Source organism: Chryseolinea soli (genome assembly GCF_003589925.1).
GTDB classification, from domain to species: Bacteria; Bacteroidota; Bacteroidia; order Cytophagales; family Cyclobacteriaceae; genus Chryseolinea; species Chryseolinea soli.
In genome coordinates this window covers 4,893,965-4,913,889 of record NZ_CP032382.1, presented here as the reverse complement: position 1 = coordinate 4,913,889, position 19,925 = coordinate 4,893,965, and the positions used below count along the sequence as shown (strand labels likewise).

General features: G+C 51.9%; 16 protein-coding genes. 4 read left to right on the top strand and 12 right to left on the bottom strand.

Annotation, left to right across the window (positions count from 1 at the left end):
- Position 1: 1 nt before the first annotated feature.
- Positions 2 to 1,111, bottom strand: a complete 1,110-nt coding sequence (locus D4L85_RS20800) for a sensor histidine kinase (RefSeq protein ID WP_119756116.1) — start codon at positions 1,109 to 1,111, stop codon at positions 2 to 4.
- A gap of 214 nt (positions 1,112 to 1,325) precedes the next feature.
- Between D4L85_RS20800 and rnk the strand changes: the two genes are divergently transcribed.
- The 3 genes from rnk (at position 1,326) to D4L85_RS20785 (ending at position 2,590) form a co-directional block, all read left to right on the top strand.
- Positions 1,326 to 1,736 carry a nucleoside diphosphate kinase regulator gene (gene rnk / locus D4L85_RS20795; RefSeq protein ID WP_160143885.1) on the top strand — a complete coding sequence of 137 codons (411 nt, stop codon included), beginning with the start codon at positions 1,326 to 1,328 and terminating at the stop codon, positions 1,734 to 1,736.
- Positions 1,733 to 2,335 (top strand): nucleoside deaminase, encoded by a 603-nt coding sequence (locus tag D4L85_RS20790; protein ID WP_119756114.1) that lies wholly within the window; start codon positions 1,733 to 1,735, stop codon positions 2,333 to 2,335. Before rnk ends, D4L85_RS20790 begins: the two co-directional genes overlap by 4 nt.
- Positions 2,336 to 2,398: 63 nt before the next feature.
- A complete protein-coding gene (locus tag D4L85_RS20785; RefSeq protein WP_119756113.1) occupies positions 2,399 to 2,590 on the top strand; it encodes a hypothetical protein in 192 nt (63 codons plus the stop codon).
- Between the two features lie 102 nt (positions 2,591 to 2,692).
- On the opposite strand, the gene D4L85_RS20780 is transcribed toward D4L85_RS20785, so the two are convergent.
- From D4L85_RS20780 to D4L85_RS20730, 10 genes are all read right to left on the bottom strand, one after another.
- The gene (locus tag D4L85_RS20780; RefSeq protein ID WP_119756112.1) at positions 2,693 to 3,067 is read right to left on the bottom strand and encodes a hypothetical protein; all 375 of its coding nucleotides are present in this window, start codon (positions 3,065 to 3,067) and stop codon (positions 2,693 to 2,695) included.
- 400 nt (positions 3,068 to 3,467) lie between these two features.
- Positions 3,468 to 4,565, bottom strand: a complete 1,098-nt coding sequence (locus D4L85_RS20770; protein ID WP_119756110.1) for an ABC transporter permease — start codon at positions 4,563 to 4,565, stop codon at positions 3,468 to 3,470.
- 1 nt (position 4,566) lies between these two features.
- Entirely contained in the window at positions 4,567 to 5,325 is a 759-nt protein-coding gene (locus tag D4L85_RS20765; protein WP_119756109.1) for an ABC transporter ATP-binding protein, read from the bottom strand.
- A gap of 174 nt (positions 5,326 to 5,499) precedes the next feature.
- Positions 5,500 to 7,029: a SusD/RagB family nutrient-binding outer membrane lipoprotein gene (locus D4L85_RS20760; RefSeq protein ID WP_119756108.1), complete on the bottom strand. Its 1,530-nt coding sequence runs from the start codon at positions 7,027 to 7,029 to the stop codon at positions 5,500 to 5,502.
- Positions 7,030 to 7,052: 23 nt separating this feature from the next.
- Complete coding sequence (locus D4L85_RS20755) at positions 7,053 to 10,562, bottom strand: SusC/RagA family TonB-linked outer membrane protein (RefSeq protein ID WP_228450556.1); 3,510 nt, start codon at positions 10,560 to 10,562, stop codon at positions 7,053 to 7,055.
- Positions 10,563 to 10,600: 38 nt separating this feature from the next.
- Positions 10,601 to 11,641, bottom strand: coding sequence for a FecR family protein (locus D4L85_RS20750; protein ID WP_119756107.1), 1,041 nt, complete (start codon positions 11,639 to 11,641; stop codon positions 10,601 to 10,603).
- A 167-nt stretch (positions 11,642 to 11,808) separates the two neighbouring features.
- A complete protein-coding gene (locus D4L85_RS20745) occupies positions 11,809 to 12,405 on the bottom strand; it encodes an RNA polymerase sigma factor (RefSeq protein WP_119756106.1) in 597 nt (198 codons plus the stop codon).
- Positions 12,406 to 12,647: 242 nt separating this feature from the next.
- A complete protein-coding gene (locus D4L85_RS20740; protein WP_119756105.1) occupies positions 12,648 to 13,115 on the bottom strand; it encodes a DUF2247 family protein in 468 nt (155 codons plus the stop codon).
- A 266-nt stretch (positions 13,116 to 13,381) separates the two neighbouring features.
- Positions 13,382 to 15,784 carry an ABC transporter permease gene (locus tag D4L85_RS20735; RefSeq protein ID WP_119756104.1) on the bottom strand — a complete coding sequence of 801 codons (2,403 nt, stop codon included), beginning with the start codon at positions 15,782 to 15,784 and terminating at the stop codon, positions 13,382 to 13,384.
- Positions 15,785 to 15,932: 148 nt separating this feature from the next.
- Positions 15,933 to 16,775, bottom strand: coding sequence for a hypothetical protein (locus tag D4L85_RS20730; protein WP_119756103.1), 843 nt, complete (start codon positions 16,773 to 16,775; stop codon positions 15,933 to 15,935).
- 499 nt (positions 16,776 to 17,274) lie between these two features.
- Here D4L85_RS20730 and D4L85_RS20725 point away from each other — a divergent pair, with 499 nt between their 5' ends.
- Positions 17,275 to 17,727, top strand: a complete 453-nt coding sequence (locus D4L85_RS20725) for a helix-turn-helix domain-containing protein (protein WP_119756102.1) — start codon at positions 17,275 to 17,277, stop codon at positions 17,725 to 17,727.
- Positions 17,728 to 17,730: 3 nt separating this feature from the next.
- Here the strand turns inward: D4L85_RS20725 and D4L85_RS20720 are convergent, their stop codons facing one another.
- Complete coding sequence (locus tag D4L85_RS20720; RefSeq protein ID WP_119756101.1) at positions 17,731 to 19,893, bottom strand: N-acetylmuramoyl-L-alanine amidase; 2,163 nt, start codon at positions 19,891 to 19,893, stop codon at positions 17,731 to 17,733.
- Positions 19,894 to 19,925: the final 32 nt, after the last annotated feature.

Here is a 19,925-nt window from a genome sequence, read left to right as displayed (position 1 = left end):
GTCATTTACCATTCTGTTTTAGCGGAAGCAACACCTGAAATTTTGAACCTTTGCCGGCCGTGCTGCTCACGAGTATTTTTCCCTTGTGATCCTCCACGATCCCCAGCACCACGGAAAGCCCCAAGCCGGTGCCTTGCCCCACCGGCTTGGTGGAGTAGAAGGGTTCAAAGATCTTCTTTCTGACCTCCGGCGACATCCCGGTGCCCGTATCCTTGACGGTCAGGCTAACCTGGTTCGTTTTGCGTTCGGTCGTCACCGTGAGCTGGCCGCCGCGCGTCATGGCATGAATCGCATTCGTGATGAGGTTGACCAGCACCTGGCTCATCTGCACCTCATCGGCTTGGATCAGCGGAAGGTGGGGATCAAGCTTCTCCACAATTTTTATCCCCCGGCTTTGAAAACGGATATCGATAAAGTAAAGAATATTGGACACGATTGTATTGAGGTTCACGCTATTGATCTGGCGCGGCATCTGCCGGGAGAAGATCATCAGCTTCTTGATGATCTCGCGCGTATAGAGCGAAGCCTTGATGATCCGTTCGATGTCGCTTTCATTTTGTTCATCCAAGGCCCCGGTCTTTTTTATCAATTGGGCAAACCCCAATATCCTTCCCAGGGGCTCGTTCAATTCGTGCGCAATACCGGCCGACAGCTCCCCAACAAAAGCGAGCCGCTCGGAGTGCTGCAGTTGCATCTCCAATTTCTGCTTTTCCTCCTCGATAGAGGCCCGTTTAATGAACAGCGACAATTCCCGCGCCACGATCCTGACCAGGTTCTTTTCCTCGGCGAGGAAGGCATATTTTGCCGGGTGGCTTTTTAAGGGAGCCCGGTATCCGATCTGTATCGTTCCGTATTTCTTTTTACCCATTCCGAGCGTCGTCGTCATCGGACGGCGACATTTTGAAAATCCTTTGGTGGCGTAGTTTACTTTGTTTGCGACAATGCAGACTTCGGCTACGTCGGGATACTGCATGGCCTGCGGAAGAATGGCGAGTGTCTTGGTGAGGATAGCATTCAGATCGTTATCGGCCTCCCATGCGATTTTGGATAAGTCGTAAAGACATTTCAGCTCTTTGACCCTTTCTTTCAGTTTTATGTCAGTAGTATTCATCTTTCAGTTTGGGGATTCGATGCATTAAAGGTATAAAGACTGAAGGATTAAATGCAGCAAATCGTTCCATTTCCGATGCAGACCGCAGGTGGAGAGATTCTCCCCAGTGAGTAGTTTTTGGCCGGCCTGGCTCGCCGGCACCACGGAAAGGGAGGCGCCAGAGGTGTGTTTGTCTGGCATGGATACTGCAACGGTGTATTTAAATCGAATGGTCATGGAAAAGAAAATTATGGTTACCGATAATGATTATCAGCGACTCACCGGATTGATTGGCTTCTCAACCGAAACCAACAAGATGCCCGAGGTAATAGCGCAATTGTTTCGCGCGCTCAGGGATGCTGAACGTGTGTTGCCGGAACAGATTCCGGAAAACGTTGTCACCATGAACTCCAGGGTGCTGCTGAAAGATCTTTCAAACCGGCGCGAAGCTGAGCTCACCATCACCTACCCCCAGGACGCCGACCATCGCGCGCGGAAAGTCTCTGTATTTTCCAGCATCGGCACAGCATTGCTGGGCATGCAGGCCGGTGATATTGTGTCGTGGAAGGTGCCGGGCGGACATGGGAATTTCCAAATCTTAAAAGTTACCTATCAACCGGAATCGGTGGGTGACGTCTGGTTATGACGACGCTACCGAAATTTCTTTTGCTCCTGACGTTGCTTATTATGGGTGCGTATGTCAACCACAACGCAGCGAGTCGGATGGAGCAGCAAAGGCGACGGCAACAGCGCATGGCAAAATTGAAAGCCAACGCCACCGCAGAGGACTATGCTTTTATGAAAAAGGTTTTGAACATGAGTGCTGCGTTCACGGATGCAGCAAATGACGCGCCTCCAACAAGCCTGGTGGTGAAAGACGGGAAGGTTATTGGCGAAGGGCGCGACAGGTCGGCACAACTCATCGATCCCTCGGCACACGGGGAAATGGAAGCCGTGAAAGCGGCGTGTAACTATTCGGGCGCCACAACACTGGAAGGAAGTGTGCTCTACACGAGCAGCAAACCATGCCCCATGTGCCTGGCGCTGCTTTACATGGTTGATGTTGAAAGGATTGTGTACTACATGCCGTCGGACACCACGCAAATGAAAGCTGCAAACGCATCAAACCGGAGGGTCTCTGAGGCCTTGAAACAAGATCCCGCCTACCGGCCCATACCGGAGTTGGTTTTGCAACCGTCAGATCTGGAAAAGTTTGCTGGAGATGATGGCTGGATTAAACGATAGGTGCGTGTGCTCCACAGGAAAATTTGACATAAGAAAACAGTTTTCGGATAAATTGAAAAAAGCATGAGGAGGAAGGACCTGAAGAAAAGTATGTTGGAGTATTGCAAGATTATCCTGGAGAAAATGAGTTTCAGCAGAAGGCTTTTCAGGAAGGAGTATAAAAAGACATTTGCTTACCTGGCGCCCGCGGAACACGAGGAGTTGAAGCGATGGTTGCGGGCGTCGGGAAAGCAAGAAGGAGGTCAGGGTGTCTAGCGGGTGAGGCAGCAACGTCAAATTACTTTACTTATGAATCGTCACCGTAGAAGCGATGAATAAATCGTATTTGCTTTGCCTGAATTTCTACCTATGACTTTGTTATTCATTTCGCGACAATAGATATAGTCGATATTCTTCTTGAATTTGTCCCGCGGTTACAAATTTGTCATCACGGCAACCGTATTTTTGACGGGAAAACTCCAAAGCCTCTTCGCAGGTTGCAAAGGAATCACTTTCTCCAAATTCCAAATCAGGATCAGGCGCGCTAAACTCATAAATATCCAGGAAATCTTCGTTTCCCTCATCGAATACCTCAAGATACGTAACCCCGTAGGATCCATCTTTTTGTAACTCAATTGATAACCATTTGATAATCGTTTCCTCCTGTTCCTTTGTTGTTCCAAGCCATTGCTCAATTCTTTTTCCTAATCTTAGATAGGTTATGAGCTGAGAATTTTCGAGATAAATACCCATAGTGCAGGCGTTATCGCAATTATAGCGAAATCAAAATAAGATATGTCGGAATAAACAAACACCCCATCCAAATACAAAGTTGCCAGAAATCCCGGTAGCTCTCCCGTTTTGCTATTTTTAAAACAACGCCGATCAATAAATTAAGCAACAATAGCGCAGGGTAATAAAATAAAAAGATAAGGTGGGCTTTGTCATTGTCAATGGCAATTACCCTTTGGATAATAACTGCTATCAGCAGCAGATTGAAAAGATAAATCACCGCTCGAATCATCTCAAGAGTTTATAAGAGGACACCCGGCCAGGGATTGTAGTGGAAAGCCCGAAGTGCGTTGGCTCAAGCGCGGACGGACTTGAAACGGAAAGCCCGGCCCCGAAGCCTCTGAGGGGGGCCGCCACAGCCTCACTCCCACCGAAACAACTTCACCGCCACAGCATACACGATTATCAACCACACGCCCATACCAATCATATCCATGGGAAGTTCAGTCAACCCCGCGCCTTCATTTGCTATTTTGCGAAGGGCATGACTGACATACGTGAGTGGCGAATAGTCGGTGATGGTTTTAAGCCAGGTGGGAAACCCATCGCGCGAGAAGAATATCCCCGACAGCAACAGCAACGGGAGTTGGATTAGGTTGGCCACCGGGGCGACCTGGGTTTCGTCGCGGGCCCAGCCGGCGATGGCAAAACCGATTCCCAGAAAGATCAGGATGCCGAAGATGCAGACCAGAAAAAAATTCACATAGCTGCCCATCATGTGAAACCCGAAAAAGTAGGTTCCAAAAACCAATAAGATAACAGCCGTCGACAAGGTGACCAACAGCCTGACCGTGGCCTGTGCAAACACAAAGTAAACCGGCTTCACCGGTGTGGCCTGGATCCTGCGCAGCGCGCCGCTGGCCTTCATGGCCACAAAGCTGAACGCGACACCAAAGATGCCCAGCTGCATGATGCTCATGGACAAGATGCCGGGGAGGATGAAATCAAAATAGCCGAGGTTGTTCACGGCCACGCCCTCGCTCTTCACGTCGAGCACGGTGGGTGCGTTGGTCACCTTCTTGTCGAGGCCGGTCACGATCTGGACGATCACCATGTTGGCCATGTGACCGCTTTGGGGTTTGCCTTTGTTGAAACGGGTCTGGATGGTGCTGGCTGTGGGTTTACCTTCTTCGGTCTTGCCAAAGTTTTCTGGAATGATCACCTGGAGATCGATGTCGCCTTTGCCGAGTTCCGTAGCGGCGTCGGTTTCGGTGGCCTCGCGTATGTTGAAGGCTTCGACGCTTTTGAGCGCCGCTACAAATTGTTGTGCCATTTCGGTGGTAGCCTTGTTGGTGAGGCCCACCTGGATGCGCGGACCGCGGCCGGAAGACAGAAAGCCAAACATCGACAACAAGGCTACGGGGATGAGCAACGTGAAAATGATCGCCCCTTTGTTGCGATAATACATTTTCAGGGAGGCTTTTGTCAGGGCCAGGAATGAGCGGGTGTTCTGGTTCATGTTAGTCGCGGAGGGTTTTGCCGGTGAGGTCGATGAATACGTCTTCCAGTGTGGCGGGGGGAACTTCGGTGTGGGGCACGAAGCCTTTGGCCAGCAGTTGCTTGATGAGTTGATCGGGCGTGTCGAGGGCGACGATCCTTCCGTCGTCCATGATGGCCACCCGGTTGCAGAGGAAGGAGGCTTCTTCCATGTAGTGGGTCGTGAGGATGACGGTGGTCCCGCGGTTTTTGATTTGGGCAATCAGTTCCCACAGGTTTCTTCGCGCCTGTGGATCGAGGCCGGTGGTGGGCTCGTCGAGGAAGATCATCACAGGTTTGTTCACCAGGGTGGTGGCGATGGAAAACCGTTGCTTCTGGCCGCCGGAAAGATTCTTGACCAGGAAGCCGGCCTTGTCTTGCAGGCCCACGTCGGCCAGCAGTTGGGCGGTGTCGATCTTGGCCCCATAGAGGTCGGCAAACATTTGCAGCAGTTCCGTGAGCTTCAGGTTCTGAAAGAATGCCGACGACTGAAGCTGGATGCCGATGCGCTGTTTGATCAGGTAAGGTTGTTCTTCGGTCTTAATGCCGTCGAGCAAAACCGTGCCCGACGTGATGGGGCGCAGGCCCTCGATCATCTCGAGGGTGGTGGTTTTGCCGGCGCCGTTGGGACCGAGAATTCCAAATACTTCGCCTTTGTTCACCGAAAAGGAAATGCCTTTCACGGCATTCACCCCGTTTGGGTAGGTCTTCGTGAGGTTGGTTACTTCGAGGATGGCTGGCATAGGTGTGATTTTGATTTGTAGGGGGGGCCACAGGGGGTGAATTTAACCAACTTTTCCCACAGCAAGCAAGCCAAAAAAAATCCCCGCGCTTCCTTGTGAGATAAGGAAGCCGCGGGGCTAACTAACTATGAAATTTAAACCAAACTAAAAGCTAACCATGTTTCACTAACCGTTTCATTGCGCATCCCACCACATCCGTGTCATGAAATCGTCTTTACCCTGGCGAGTCAATGCATCGTTGTAGTTTTGTGCGTTAAGGTTCTGTTCGGTGTTCGGATAGAGCATGCGGCGAAAGATCTGCCCACCGGTGGCGTTGCCTGCGTAGTTGTTCGGGATCAGCGCCGGGTAGCCCGTGCGGCGATAGGTGCTGAACACTTCCACAGCGTTGGGGAAAACACCCACCCAGAATTGCGTATAGATCTGTTCCATCTGCTCGTCGTCGGTTCCCGCCGTGTTGAGGGCGTGATCGCTCACATATTTTTCAATCTTAGCGTCGGGGATGACACCCCCTGCACCAAACAAGGCCCACTGACGCATGGCGGCGCGGATGCCGTTGCTATAGAGATCGCTGGCCGTTTCGGTAGCATACCATCCTTTCAGCGCGGCCTCGGCTAAGAGAAAACTGGTTTCCACGTTGGTGAGAATGGCCAGGGGGGCATCCAGTTTCAGGATGGTCTTGGGGTTGGGTTCGGAGTAGGTCACAAAATCGGCGGGCTTGGCGCTGAAAGTGGCCGGCATGCCTTTCTGTACCGCCACCGTGGTGTCGGGCAATTTGTTCACATACACGATCGACAACACCGGCAGGCGTGGGTCGTTGTTGGTCTTCAGGAAATTGATGAACGACTCCTGATACTTTCCTCCTTCGGTGTTGCTCACGCCGTCGGCGCGGATGTAGTCGGAGTTCAGCAGGTTGTAGGACAGCGGATTTTGGTTGATCACCTGGCCCGTGTTGAGGTAGCTGATGTCGGCGACATCGGCATCGTCGCGGATCACACCGGCGGCGATCGCTTTCTTCGCCCACTGTTCTGCACCGGCGTTGGGGACCTTGGTCGTGCGCATCGCCAGGCGGAGCATGAGTGAATAGGTGAACTTCTTCCACTTCGTAACGTCGCCGTTATACAAGAGGTCGGCGTTACCGAAATTGGGCTTGGAAGCGTCGAAGCTGGACCCGGCTTCGTCCAGCTCCTTCAGCATATCGGCATAGATGGACTCCTGCGCATCGTATTTGGGTTTGTAGACGGAGTTCACATAGCCGAGGGCGGCTTCGGAATACGGAATGTCACCGTACATGTCGGTGAGTCGGCTAAAACAATAGACGCGCCACACGCGGGCAGCGGACAGCAAGTTCACCTTGGTGGGATCGTCCTGAACCGCGCGGATCACTTCGCCGATCTCGTTGATCTCTTTCGGATAGGCGGTCGTGAACAAACCATAGGCTTGCGTATTCTGACTGGTCACATACTTGGATCCAAAGCCGGCCACGTCGTTGTAGCTGGTGGTGTATTGCATGGTGCCCATGAGCAGGACGAGCAAGTCGGAGGCTCCGTCGTACTGCGCCTTGGTGAACATGTACCCGGGCGTCACCGCGGGGGATGCGTCGGGGTTGGTGTTCATTTCTTCAAATCCCTTGTCGCACGAGGAGCAAACCAGGCAGGCGGCCAGCAGCAGACTGCCAAAAGAAAGGGGGTGATTATATTTTTTCATTTTCGTTTCGCTTTAATGTATGCTTAGAATTTTAGCATCAGGTTCATACCATAGCTGCGGGTGCGCGGCAAACCGAACGATTCGAAACCTTGGGCGGAGCTGTTGGTATAGCCTTGCTCGGGATCGAAGTTGTCGGTGCTCTTATAAAGCGTCAGCAGGTTGCGCGCCACAAACGAGATGCTGGCCGACTGCAGCTTCAACACTTTCAGGTTCTTCACCGGGATGTTGTAGCTGAAGATGATCTGGCGGAGTTTCACAAAGCTGCCATCGTGGATAAACTTGTCGGAGTAGATCTTGTAGTTATCGTAATACACCCGCAGGCCCGTCACCGGAACCGTGCGCGAGTACGGGTTGCCTTCCTGGTCTACGCCCGACACGTCGAGCCCGTTTTCACGACCCGGCAGTGTGCTCTTCATTTTGCCCAAGCGCGTGGCATACACTTCCATGAGGGAGAAGATCTTGTTGCCGTATTTGCCATCGATCAAAATGTTCAGCGAAAAGTTCTTGTAGCGGAACTCGTTGGTAAGACCCATGGTGAGCGGCGGCACGCCTTGTCCCAGGTTCTGCAACCCTGTGGCTACCGGAAGACCGGAAGTCTTGTTGAAGACGATGTTGCCGTTAGCATCCGTTTGTGTGCGAGTGCCCACAATAGTTCCGAAGGGCTGTCCAACAATGTTATTGATGTAGGCCCAGCCATTCACCGAAGAAGCCATCTGGATTTGATCCAGGCCGTCGGCCAGACGCACCACCTTGTTCTTGTTGTAGGCCACGTTGTAGCTCACGTTCCAGGTGAAGCCCGTGTTTTTGACAGGCGAGCCGGTGAGCAGTACCTCGATGCCCTTGTTGCTCAGCTCCCCTACGTTCAGGATCACGCTGTTATATCCCGATGTAGGCGTGATGGCGGTCTTCACGATGTCGTCCGTTGTTTTGCGGTCGTAATACGTCACGTCCAATCCAATGCGGTTGCGGAAGAACTGCAATTCAAAGCCCGCCTCATAGGTGGTCGAGGTGAGTGGCTTCAGGTTGGGGTTGGTGATGATGTTGGTTTGCGTGGTCGGGTCCATCGTCACGTTCTGCAGGGGTTGGCCCGAGCTGGGCACCATGCTATAGGTGAGGTTGATCGCATACGGGTCAGGCGTTGCACCGCCCACCTGCGCCCACGATGCACGCACCTTGGCAAAGTCGATGGTGTTCGGCATGTTCAACGCTTCCGACAACACGAAGCTTCCACCGATCGAAGGATAGAAGATGGTATTGTTTTTCGGACTCAGCGTGGAGAACCAATCCTGGCGGCCCGTTACGGTAATAAACGCCATGTCTTTGTAACCAAAGTCGGCAGAACCAAAGATGGAGTTGATGCCCGTGCGTTGCGTCAAAGGTGTGGTGGATTGCGTCGCGAGGTTCGTCGTGCTGTAGAAGTAGGGAATGGTGAAGTTGCTTCCCGCAATGTTCAACTGCTTGTAGTCATAGCGACGCTGATTGCCGGCCACAAAGGCGGTGATGCTGAAGTCCTTGATCTGGGCGTTGTAGTTCAGCGACAGCATGCCGTTGGTCTCGGCCACATCGGTCTTGTAATTATTGAGCTGACCGAGCGGCACATACAATGTTCCACTGGGGACGATGTAGTTATAGTTGTAATTATAAAAGTCACGGCTCACCACGCCTTTCAGCGAAAGATTCCTTGAAATCTTATAGGATACGGCGGCCTGGCCGATGAAACGATTCTTTATGTCGTCTTCCTGGTACTTGTTGGCCACAAAGTAGGCGTTCGAAGCAATGGGCGCATCGTTCCACGCAATCTCGTTTCCGTTGGCATCATAGCCGGGTTTGATCCACCGGATGTCGGCGGTGTTGGCCATCATGTAGGGCGTCCAGTTGGGATTGCCCAACGCATCACCGGCCGTGGGACGGTTGTGCGCTTTCTCCAGGTTGTATTGAATGGTAGCGTCCACCGTGATGCGCTCGCCCAGTTTCGAATTGATGCTGAGGTTGGCGGTCTTCCGGTTGTACGTAGAATTCGGCAAGATGCTGCGGCTGTTCAGGTCCGACATCGAAAGACGATAGTTCAACACATCACTCCCACCGGTGAAAGCCAGCGTGTTCGTGAGCGATGTTCCGGTCTGATAAAAATTCCGGACGTTATTGCGTTGTGCATTGTAGGGATGGGTGAGGCCGTCCACGGCAACGAAGTCCGTGCCGTCGATCTTGGCTCCGAATGAACGGCGGCCTGTCGTCACGGCATCTGCCAGGGTCATGGGTTTCACGCCATTGTCGCCCTGGCCGTATTCGTATTGCCAGTCGGGATAGACCGACACTCGCTCGGTCGTGAACGTGCCATTGTATTCCACACCGATACCGCGTTGGGCCCTGCCCTTCTTGGTGGTGATCACAATTACACCGTTGGCTGCACGCGATCCGTAGAGGGCGGCGGCCGTTCCTCCTTTCAACACGCTGATGGACTCGATGTCGTCGGGGTTGATGCCGCCGATACCATCACCGCGGTCCACGTTGCCCGCGCCACCGTTCGTGGTAGCACTACCACCGGGTGTCGTGTTGTCGATGGGCATACCGTTCACTACATAAAGCGGTTGGTTGGCGCCGGTGAGCGATCCGTTACCGCGAATAACGATGCGGCTTGAACCGCCGGGGCCGGTGGAAAGACCCGTAGCATTTACGCCGGCGATCTTTCCGGTGAGTGCATTGGCTACGTTGTTTTCACGAGCTTGTGTAAATTCTTCGCCTTTCACTTCCGTTACCGAATAGGCCAGCGCGCTCCGCTCCTTCTCGATACCGAGGGCGGTCACCACCACTTCGCTAAGGGATTTCAGCTCCACGGGCAGCACCACGTCCACCACCGTTTGACCGGCACTGAACGGCACCTCCGTGGTTTGGAAGCCGATGAATGAAAAGATGAGGATAGCGCCCTCGTCGGGTGCGTTCAGCGTGAAGTGGCCGTTCGCATCGGTGGTGGTGCCGGTTGTTGTTCCTTTAATGATCACATTCACGCCGGGGAGGGCCATGCCGTCGTCTTGGGAAGTTACGGTTCCCGAGATGGCCGTAGCAACCGCCTGCTCCTGTGCGGCGGTTTCTGTCGCTGCCAGGTTTTCGGAAGGCGTTCCACTCGTTACCCCATTGCCGGTGGTACGGTCGGTGGTGGCGGTAGAGAAGATGGTGAATTGTTTTTTGTTGATCTGTTTATATCCCAACATGCAGGAGGCGAGCATTTTTTCGAGGATAACTTCCGGAGCCTGCTCCTGGTGAAGCCAGGTGGCAGAAACCGTTTTGCCATCCAGCAGGCCCTCGCGGTATGCAAAGCGTAAATGGAAACGTTTCTTCAAGTCATGCAGCGCGTCTTTGAGCGACACGGTGGTTGACTCCGTGGTGGGGTTTGATCCGGCGGCGGCCTGCGCGGAGCGGATGGCGTTGCCGGCTGAAGCATAGTACTGGCCCAGGCCGCGTAGCACGGGGGCGCTCAGGAGGACGAGCACCATCAGCCACCGCTTCAGGAATGAAGTGTAGTCGAATCTGTTCATAAGGTTTAGTTAGGTTTGGATGAAAAAGCTGCGATTATTTATCTTCTTGACATAGTAATGTGTTTATGGTCCTCTTCAATACGAATACCCAATGTCACCGACACGGTCGACAGCAATTCCTCGACACTGGAAACGCTGATCTCCCCTTCGATGCGCAACTCCAGGAGGGCCGGATCTTTCACCTCTACGGTGTAGCCATAGTCCTCTTGCAGGGTCTTCACAATATCTTTGAGCGCGGGGTTGGTGAACAGAAGCTCCTGCTTCATCCAACTGGTGGCGCGCTGCGGATGCGATAATTTTTTACGGGCTAATAATTTCTGTGATCCATACTCCACAAAGTCGCCGGGCAGCATGATCACGTCGGGCGCATGTACCGAGGGCGTGCCGGTGAATTGCACTTTCACCTTGCCGGTGATCAGCGTGACGTTTGTCTTTTCTTCGCGCTGTTGCACGTTGAACGATGTGCCCAACACTTCGATGTCGAGGTTGTTGCTGTGCACAATGAAACGATGCGCCGGGTCGATGTGAAGCGTATCGCGGTTGATGTGTTTCACCTTGAAGAAAGCCTCTCCATCGATCCACACTTCGCGGGGTTCGTCTGCCGGCCAATCGCTTTCATAGCGCAGTGTGGAGTTGCCGTTGAGCATGACCACGGAATGATCGGGCAAGATCACTTTGGTGATCTCGTTGTGTGCCGTGGTCACCAGGTTACGGTGATCTTTCATCAACCAAAGCACACCGCCAAACACGGCCAGCAATACGATCGCGGCGGCCGCCTTCATGTACATAGGAATGACGGTTGCCTGCTTTTGCGCGGGCACGTGGTTTTGCTGAATCTCGGAACGGATCTTATCCCACACGACATCCTTGCGCGACTCGTTCGTGAACGTCTCCAACCTGCGGTACGTACCGATGATGGACGTCGCCTCGCTCACGACCTCTCTCTTCTCCGGATAATGCAACAAGAAGGCTTCCCAGAAAATGTTGGCCTGCGTGTCGGGGGCGATGACCCAACGGATAAAGAAGTCGTCTTCCAGGAAGTCGGTTAGTGCATAATGAGAATAGTCCTGTACGCGCATGGTGTCGGCATTTGCTTTTACAGTACTATTATACCTGCACCCCCCGCGATTATCCCTCGTATGTTAATTATTTTTTAACATGGGGGTCATTTTTAACAAAATCATTGTCAGAGGGGCTAAAAAACGAATAGTGGGGATTGTGGGGAGGATGGCCCGGTTGGAAAACCTTATCCTTCTGTACCGGTCCTGGAAACGCAATAGACCAACAAAACGCAAAGCAGGTGACGCAAGGCGTCTTTCAGATTGTCGACCGTCTTATACCAGAGTTTGTACACCGAATTGATGTTGATGGACATGATCTCGGCGATCTCTTCATAGGAGAGCCCTTCATAAAAGCGCATGTATACGATCTCCTGCTGCCGCGCGGGAAGCTTCCCGGTGACCTCTTTTATAATGCGTTGCAATTCGCGTTCGTCTTCATCCACCACCAGGTGGTCATGCCACGACAGCTCGAACGTATAGTCATAGTTCTCCGCGGGCGCTAAAGTGAACTTGCGTTGCGATTTGATCTTTCGAAACAAAGCGTGGCGAAGGGCTTTGTAGAGATAATTCTTCACTGACGAGGGCTCCCCCAACGTTTCGCGGTTGGTCCATAGTTTTACAAAGAGATCCTGGATGGCATCTTCGATCAGTGCCACATCACGGGTGAATTTATAGCCATAATTATTCAGCCGTTTATAGTACGTGTCATAGAGCAATGTATATGCATGCCAGTCGCCTTTCTTGAAGTCACCCCATATATCACGCTCGTGTTCCAGTTCCATACCGGAAACCAATGTAAACGGAACTGTCCGTAATTGCTACACCCGTCAACAAATTTGCGACGAGTGCTCGCTGGAAACGTGTGAAGGAGGTGGTGTGTGAAGTGTGTGCCCGAAGCTTTTTAGCTGACACGATAAGCGAACGATGATTAGGATAGTGGTGTGCGCGTGTGCATGCGTATCTTTTCGATTTCACCTCCAGGCTCCTATCCCATGCCTCCGCTCCTACACGGTTGGTATAATATTCACACGCGAAGTTTTAGTCTTTCCGTTTTTAAAAACTCGGTACACTTCTTATATAAAAGATCCATACGGGTATCTGTTCCGGGTGAAACAGGCATATAGTATATAAAGGGTTTCCATTCTTCGGGATAGTCAACCATCGCCCAGACATCTGCCACGGCTTTTAATTTGTTGCTAATTGTTTTGAAGGATTTCAGGATGTCGTCAAGATAGGCTATACCCCATATCCGAAGACTCGCGCGAAGGGCATCGTCACTTATAGCTGCAATCTCTTTCATGACGACAAGAAAGGACTCCTTCGATTTTTCGCTGGCGGTGTATAGGGACGCAATCCTCTCGCTATTTAATTTACCAAGTTCCTCGGGCGAAATTTCCCTTAAGGCTTCATCGACGGAGAGCCAGTTTCTGGTTATCCCAACATAGGCCAATGGCCAATCCATCAAGAAATTGTTTCTTGTTAGCGCATTCATCTATTTGCATCGATTATTCTTGCTTTAAAGTTAAGGCGAAACGTTGGCACTATTCGATAAACAGCAAGAGATCTCTTGAAAGCTGATGCCGACAATAGAGGAAGTAATTTTAAACAAACAGACCATCCAAGAAATAATGACCTGCTGCAAATCAATTGCAGTTTGATTAAAATTATTTCCAAAATTAATATGCTATTTTCTCCTTTAACGAAGAAAGGGCGCCCGAACGGACGCCCTTTCTTATATCGTGATGTCTATTTTCAATTTCATTCATACCGCAGCGACTTCACCGGATTTGCCATAGCCGCGCGAATGGACTGAAAGCTCACCGTGATCAAAGCAATGAAAAGTGTGAGCACGGCCGAGACCAGAAATATCCAATAGCTGATATCTATCCGGAAAGCAAAGGTATGCAACCACTTATTCATGAAGTATACCACCAACGGTATGGCGATGATGTTGGCGATGATGACCAGCTTTAGAAAATCTTTGGACAGCAACAGGAAAATATTGGGTACGGTGGAGCCCAGCACTTTGCGAATGCCGATCTCCTTGGTGCGTTGGCTGGCCGTGAACGATGCCAGACCAAACAAGCCCAGCGAGGCTACGAAGATGGCCAGCAATGCAAAGAAACCAAAGACCTGGCCGAACTGGCGGTCGGTTTGATATTGGCGTTGAAAGAAGGTGTCGAGGAAGAAATAGTCGAAGGGATTTTCAGGGAATTGTTGGTTGTATTTTTCTCTGATGTAGGCCAGCGTTTGTTCGAGGTCTTTGGCTTCGACCTTCACGCTGTAGTAAGAATGGTTTGCGGGCAACAAGTGGAACGCGGTTTGACGAAAGTTGCTTTTCAATCCTTCCTGGTGATAGTTCTCCACCACACCCACCACCGTGAGCGTATCGCCGCCGATCCTGACCTGACCTCCCACGGCATTTTCGGGCGTGTTGAAGCCCAGCACTTCGATGGCCTTTCGGTTGAGGATCACGTTGCTGGTGTCGGCTGTGAAATCCTCGGAGAAGACGCGGCCGGCGAGTACTTTATTTTTGTAGGTGTTGAAAAAATCGGGGTCGATGCCCATGCGATACATGACGATGCTCGGCAACTCCTGGTCGCCGCCGATGCGCTTGCCGCCGTTGGTCCAATAGATGAGGTTGCCGGGCACTTCCGACGAAGCGGTGAATGACTGTACATTCGGGTGACGCTGTACTTCACTCTTAAACGAGCGAAGCTGCGAAACATAGGTGCTGCTATCGGTCACACCTGGCGCGTTGATGACCAGCACCTGGTCGATGTCCACACCCAGGTCGCGATTTTGCATGAACTGCAATTGACGGTATACGATGAGCGTTCCGGCGATCAATGCCACCGAAGCAACAAACTGCATCACCACAAGCATCTTTCGCAGCAACAAGCCTTCGTGTGTTCCCTTCATGGATCCTTTCAACACGCGCGCCGGTTGATAGGACGACAACACAAAGGCCGGATACAATCCCGACAACGCCGAGCCCGCCAGGAACAATACCGTGGCGGTGTACCACAAGGTTGGATCGGTCAGGATGCTCGTCGTCAACACTTTTCCCGAAAGGGCATTGAACAACGGAATGGTGGCGCTCATCAAGGCCACTGCCGTGACTACCGCACCGAAGTTTACGATCAACGCCTCGGCGATGAACTGCCCCATCAGTTGCACGCGTCCCGCCCCAATCGCTTTGCGCACGCCCACTTCCTTCGCACGCTCCACAGCCCGCGCCGTAGCCAGGTTGATGTAGTTCACCCAGGCGATGACGAGGATGAAGAAGGCGATGATGGAGAGAAAATATACCGAGCGGCCGTTGCCATTGACGCGAGCCTCCTGGAGGAGGTCGGAGTTCAGGTGAATGTCGGTGAGGGGCTGGAGGGAAAACTTGATTCTCTTGTCGTCTCCTTCTGCACCGTATTTTTTGATGAACGCGGGGAACTTGCCTTCAAGCGCTTTGGGGTCTGCGCCAGGGCTCAATTGAATGTAGGTATAGAAATCGTACCAACCCCAGGCTTGCTCCACATCGTTGCCGAAGAGTTTCACCAACGTGGGATAGGAAAGCAGGAATGAAAATTTGAGGTGCGAATTTTCAGGCGAGCGGATCACACCGGTGATCTCATACTCTTCCCGGTTGCCAAACTTTATGCGCTTGCCGAGCGGATCGGCATCGCCGAAATATTTGCGTGCGGTTTCTTCCTCCACCACCGCCGTGTTGGGCTCCTTCAACGCCGTTGCACGATCGCCTTTCAACAAGGGATAGGAAAAAATATCGAAGAAGCTCTGATCGGCCGTGAAGAGGTTGTCCTCTTTCATTTGGATGTCGTCATAGCGAATCACTCCTCCGCCATAACGCAAATACAAGCGACAGGCCTTTTGCACTTCAGGATAGTCCGCCAGCAGTGCCGGTGCCACTTTCGGAAATGTTGTGGCGCACTGCAACACGAGCTCGTTGTCGCGGTAGCGGTCGTATTGTACGCGATAGATGTTTTCTTTGTTGGCGTGAAAATCGTCGTAGCTGAATTCGTCTTTCACGTATTGCATGATGAGCAAACTTGCCGCCAGGCCAATGGAGAGGCCCAGCACGTTGAGGATGGAAAAGCCTTTGCGACGGGAGATGTTCCGGAGGGTAGTGAGGATGTAGTTTTTGAGCATGGCGCGATTAGGTTTGAGACCAACGCCACAATGAAAGTGCCACCTGTGGGGTGGCCTATTTGGGCTGTTTTGGAGGATCAGAAAACTTAACGCGTATGGAATCGAACGAATACGTTCGATGGCGGACAGAGAAATGGTGGATGGGCGCTCAAAATTTTACACTCCTGGATACCAGTCCTGAGTCGACCACTTTACCATTTTGTTTATAGGAGTATGCCATATTGATCACGATCAGGGAGCCTTCCTCCATTCTGAAACCCGCCGGCCAGAATAGCAACGTAGCCAATTTTCCTTTGGAACGGAGCCGGCGGACAAGGGAGGTGTTGTGATGCAGAAACTTCACCTCGAGTGCTTCATACTCCAATTGTAAATTTGATAGAGCAGACGGATTCAGCAATTGTGTGGAGAACGTCAAAAAACTGTCGGCGTTATAGTTCGCCGGCCTCAGTCCGTCCGCTGTAAACTCCCGGCCTCCGAACTTTATAGTGACAACTGGGGCGGGCAATTTATGTATGGCGCTGTCGCGACTAAACCATTGGTCGTAGGGATTTGTGTCTTCACTCGGCAATTTATCCGACCACTTGGCCACAAAGAACTGTCCATTTTTTAATGTCCGGTCCCTCGTCAGGATAAGAAAGCGGTCAAATCCTTCGGGAATCACCAGGTGAGCGGCCTTGTTTCCAAAGGGAGGGCTTTTTACAAAAAGTTTGATTTCCTTCACGCGCTTTTTCAACGTGGCGGTATCACCCGTCCCCAGACCAAAATAGTCGTTTATGGGGCGACTGTCTTTATAGGTTTCCCCAAATATCCCGTCGACATTGAAGCGATACTCGTCATTTTTCGAATCGCCGGCGAATACGATGCCGATTTCGGCCTCCTGCGCTTTCGCAAAGACCGGCGTTTGGGACGAAGTTGGAATGGAGGCGGTGGATTGCGCATACACCGGCAACGAAATGACCACGGCCATGACGACAAACAAATGAAGTTTCATAATGTGCGGCTTTTAAAAGTGAAGAATCAATGACCGTACGCGACGATCTTTGGGACACAAATTAGAGCGGCCCACTGCAATGGGATTGCAGTTTGAAAGGCCATGAAATTATTCTTTGCCGCCTTTGAGAAGGTGGCTTCGAGCACGGGTGAGCGGTGGGAGGTTTGGAAACGAGAAGCGCTCGACTATAGAATCACTGATTTTCGGCGCTGTGAGCGAAATTTACCTGTATCTGCAACAAATGTGTCCCGCGTTCTATGCGCTTTTTCCTACTTTCGATCTCACACTTATCGTCACGTCTCCAGCGTGTTATGTCAACGATGAGCTTTTGTGTTTTATGTGCAGAGAATCACTTCCGGCCACAACACGGTGTGTTCTGACCGGCCGGAAGGTAAGCTACAGTAGCGAAGGGAAATAGTCGGTGCGCTTTCTGAGAACGCCCCTTCTCTTTCGTTGTTGGTATGAAAGATTGTTACGGTGTGCCTATGTACCCCCGACGATGGCTATTCGCCTTTTTGTAAACTTCCTGGACAAAGAGAACCGCCTGGTAGAGAAAGTCGATTTCTTCTGCCTCTCGGGCAAGCCGTGCTGCGACGATCTTGAACTGATTAAAAAGATCGCCGAAGTGCTCACCACCCTCAAATCGCACGTACTCTCCACCGATATCTTCATCGAAGCCAAATTGGATGACCCCCAACTCGCCCTTCACAAACTGCGAAAACAGGTGCGGTATGAGACCTCCGTGTACCAGGAAAAGCTCTCGTCGCGCGAAGTGGAAGTGTTGAGCCTCATCATGCAGGGGCTCACCAATAAAGACATCTCCGAACGACTATTCATCAGCTTCGAAACCGTGCGCTCGCACCGGAAGAGCATTCTTAAAAAGATCGGCGTAAAGAACACCGCCGCGCTGGTCAGTTATTACAACCAGGCGTTCTTCGACCATACCGATTAGTTTCTAATAGTCTTCTCCCTGATAATAGTAACTCTCCGATTCAAACTCGTCCATCGCCTTATCGGTCTCATAGTATGTTTCGGAAGAGAAATCGAAGTCTTCCAATTCATCATCCGAAAGCACTTCGTTCGTCACCGATTGGGGTACGATGCGGTTGGCTTCCTTGAACAGCTTTTCTACATTGTTGATCCCTTGCATGGGATCCCACACCAGGTGTTTGGCGTTGCCTGCCTTTATTCTTTGTTTGATCTTCTCGCTATTGGCCACCACAAACTCCCTGAACGCCGTCCAGTTGGTGGGCTTGAACGATTGGCTCACCATTTCCTGCACGATAGATTTAACACCCAGCGGCAACCAATGATGAAGCTTTACCACGTGCCAGTAGAGCGACGAGTCTTTTTGAAAGCCCAAAGTATTGGCAACACCTTCCGATATTCTCCGCAAGTAGTTCACCAACTGAATGCCGCCTTGAATGGAGAACTCCCGGTCGGTGGAAAGTCGCTTGTGATCGACGATCTTCAACATTTTCGATTCGTCGGGGTGGATCTGAAAATATCCACGCTCGTCGAGGTGGGTAGTCACTTCGATCCGGCCGCCGGACTCAATGGAAATCCAGCCCAAAAGAAAGTACAGGGGAATGTCGCCGCGGTATTTTTCCAGCAGGGGTGTCAGCGTGGTGACCCAGTTTGCCGGTGTTGTCGGAGTTGGCTTGGGTGGCGTGGCGGTTACACCGGGGATCAACGCACTCATCACACGCCAAGTATTCGGGCCAATAATACCATCGCAGTCCTTTGCCGCAAACCCTTTTTGCTTTTGCCAGTAATACACCGCCTCTGCAAATTTCTCCTCGGAAAGACTCACATTTTGGAGACCGACATACGGCAGCAGGAAATCGTTGATCTGATAGGAGTACTTGCTCCATCCCAGTTTATCGCCATAGTACCGGTTCGATCGCACCGCGTCGCCCCAAGATGTTTGGGGCACAGGCAAAGGTGCATTCGGCGGCACATCGGGCGCAGGAGGTGTCGACGGGGTTCCCGTGGCCACTCCCTGAAATAATGCCGAGTGTGTCTTGATGGCACCGGCCACTTCCGACGCCACCGCGATTGGCGAACTCAATATCGCACCAACGCCTTTGCTGTGAATAAGCTCGATCTGGCTGTAGATATACTCCCAATCGATATAAGGCTGCACACGAAGTCCTCCCGGATCCCAGCCACCATTGGGATCTTTGCGGTTTATGGGCGTCAGGTCTTCGTGTCCCAGGAACCGCGGCGTTCGCCACCATTTTGTGTCCATCGGCCAGTTGTTGCGTATCGCGATATCGTAAGCTACTACCGCAATGGAATCGTGCTGTGCTTTTGTGAACCGGAGCCCCTTGCGCATGGGCGGATGTTGTGTGTCGATAATGGTCTTATTGTTCACATAGTAAACCACCGGCAAGCATTCCATGTGCACGTAGCACAAGTTCACATTGGTGACGGGCGCCAATCCCACGGGGTCCGTATAGCCCGGCCAGCGCGCCTTCCAGAGCTTAACGAGTATAGCGGGCAGATCGGCCTCAAACCGTTTCGCCTTGATCGACTTCAATTGATCGCCAAAGCCCACCCCCCAGGCCAGCTTGTCTTCGTTTGCCACCTGCACCAGATCTCCTCCTGCAATACCTTTCCACCCATTAATATAATGACAGCCATACGAATTAAAATAGGTATCGATGGCGGCGATGGTAGGGTATACATTTTTCCCTACCGCCTTTCCGGGAAGACTTCCTCCCGTTGTGTGCACCACCAACCCAAAGATCTTTCCACGCCAGGCTTCCGGCCGCAAATCGTTCGTGCCGCGTTTCCATTGTTTTTTTGCTTGTAGCGCATACGGAGAGTATCCTTTTTCATAGGGATAGAGCGTCGGAATTTCATCGGCAAAAAATTCCTGGTCGTATGCCGCTTCATCCAAACCCATATCGGCCTCCATGTCGCTTGTGAAATGGTCGGAGAAGTCTTGTTCAAATTCATCGTGTCCAGGGGCTTCCTGCGACTCGTGTTGTTCTCCGGGATAGACCGTATGCTCGGCTGTGCGGTATCTTCCAAAATTTTTATCATCCTCCTCGCCCGGGAGCTGCATGTCCCGAAAGGGTGTTTCATAATTTTCAATGGAATAGTCGTTCATAGTTGAGGGCTTTTGTTTTTTCCTGAATCAAA

Coding starts and splice junctions, on each gene's coding strand:
- D4L85_RS20800 (WP_119756116.1), bottom strand. CDS start 1,111: ATGAATACTACTGACATAAAACTGAAAGAAAGGGTCAAAGAGCTGAAA.
- rnk (WP_160143885.1), top strand. CDS start 1,326: ATGGAAAAGAAAATTATGGTTACCGATAATGATTATCAGCGACTCACC.
- D4L85_RS20790 (WP_119756114.1), top strand. CDS start 1,733: ATGACGACGCTACCGAAATTTCTTTTGCTCCTGACGTTGCTTATTATG.
- D4L85_RS20785 (WP_119756113.1), top strand. CDS start 2,399: ATGAGGAGGAAGGACCTGAAGAAAAGTATGTTGGAGTATTGCAAGATT.
- D4L85_RS20780 (WP_119756112.1), bottom strand. CDS start 3,067: ATGGGTATTTATCTCGAAAATTCTCAGCTCATAACCTATCTAAGATTA.
- D4L85_RS20770 (WP_119756110.1), bottom strand. CDS start 4,565: ATGAACCAGAACACCCGCTCATTCCTGGCCCTGACAAAAGCCTCCCTG.
- D4L85_RS20765 (WP_119756109.1), bottom strand. CDS start 5,325: ATGCCAGCCATCCTCGAAGTAACCAACCTCACGAAGACCTACCCAAAC.
- D4L85_RS20760 (WP_119756108.1), bottom strand. CDS start 7,029: ATGAAAAAATATAATCACCCCCTTTCTTTTGGCAGTCTGCTGCTGGCC.
- D4L85_RS20755 (WP_228450556.1), bottom strand. CDS start 10,562: ATGAACAGATTCGACTACACTTCATTCCTGAAGCGGTGGCTGATGGTG.
- D4L85_RS20750 (WP_119756107.1), bottom strand. CDS start 11,641: ATGCGCGTACAGGACTATTCTCATTATGCACTAACCGACTTCCTGGAA.
- D4L85_RS20745 (WP_119756106.1), bottom strand. CDS start 12,405: ATGGAACTGGAACACGAGCGTGATATATGGGGTGACTTCAAGAAAGGC.
- D4L85_RS20740 (WP_119756105.1), bottom strand. CDS start 13,115: ATGAATGCGCTAACAAGAAACAATTTCTTGATGGATTGGCCATTGGCC.
- D4L85_RS20735 (WP_119756104.1), bottom strand. CDS start 15,784: ATGCTCAAAAACTACATCCTCACTACCCTCCGGAACATCTCCCGTCGC.
- D4L85_RS20730 (WP_119756103.1), bottom strand. CDS start 16,775: ATGAAACTTCATTTGTTTGTCGTCATGGCCGTGGTCATTTCGTTGCCG.
- D4L85_RS20725 (WP_119756102.1), top strand. CDS start 17,275: ATGGCTATTCGCCTTTTTGTAAACTTCCTGGACAAAGAGAACCGCCTG.
- D4L85_RS20720 (WP_119756101.1), bottom strand. CDS start 19,893: ATGAACGACTATTCCATTGAAAATTATGAAACACCCTTTCGGGACATG.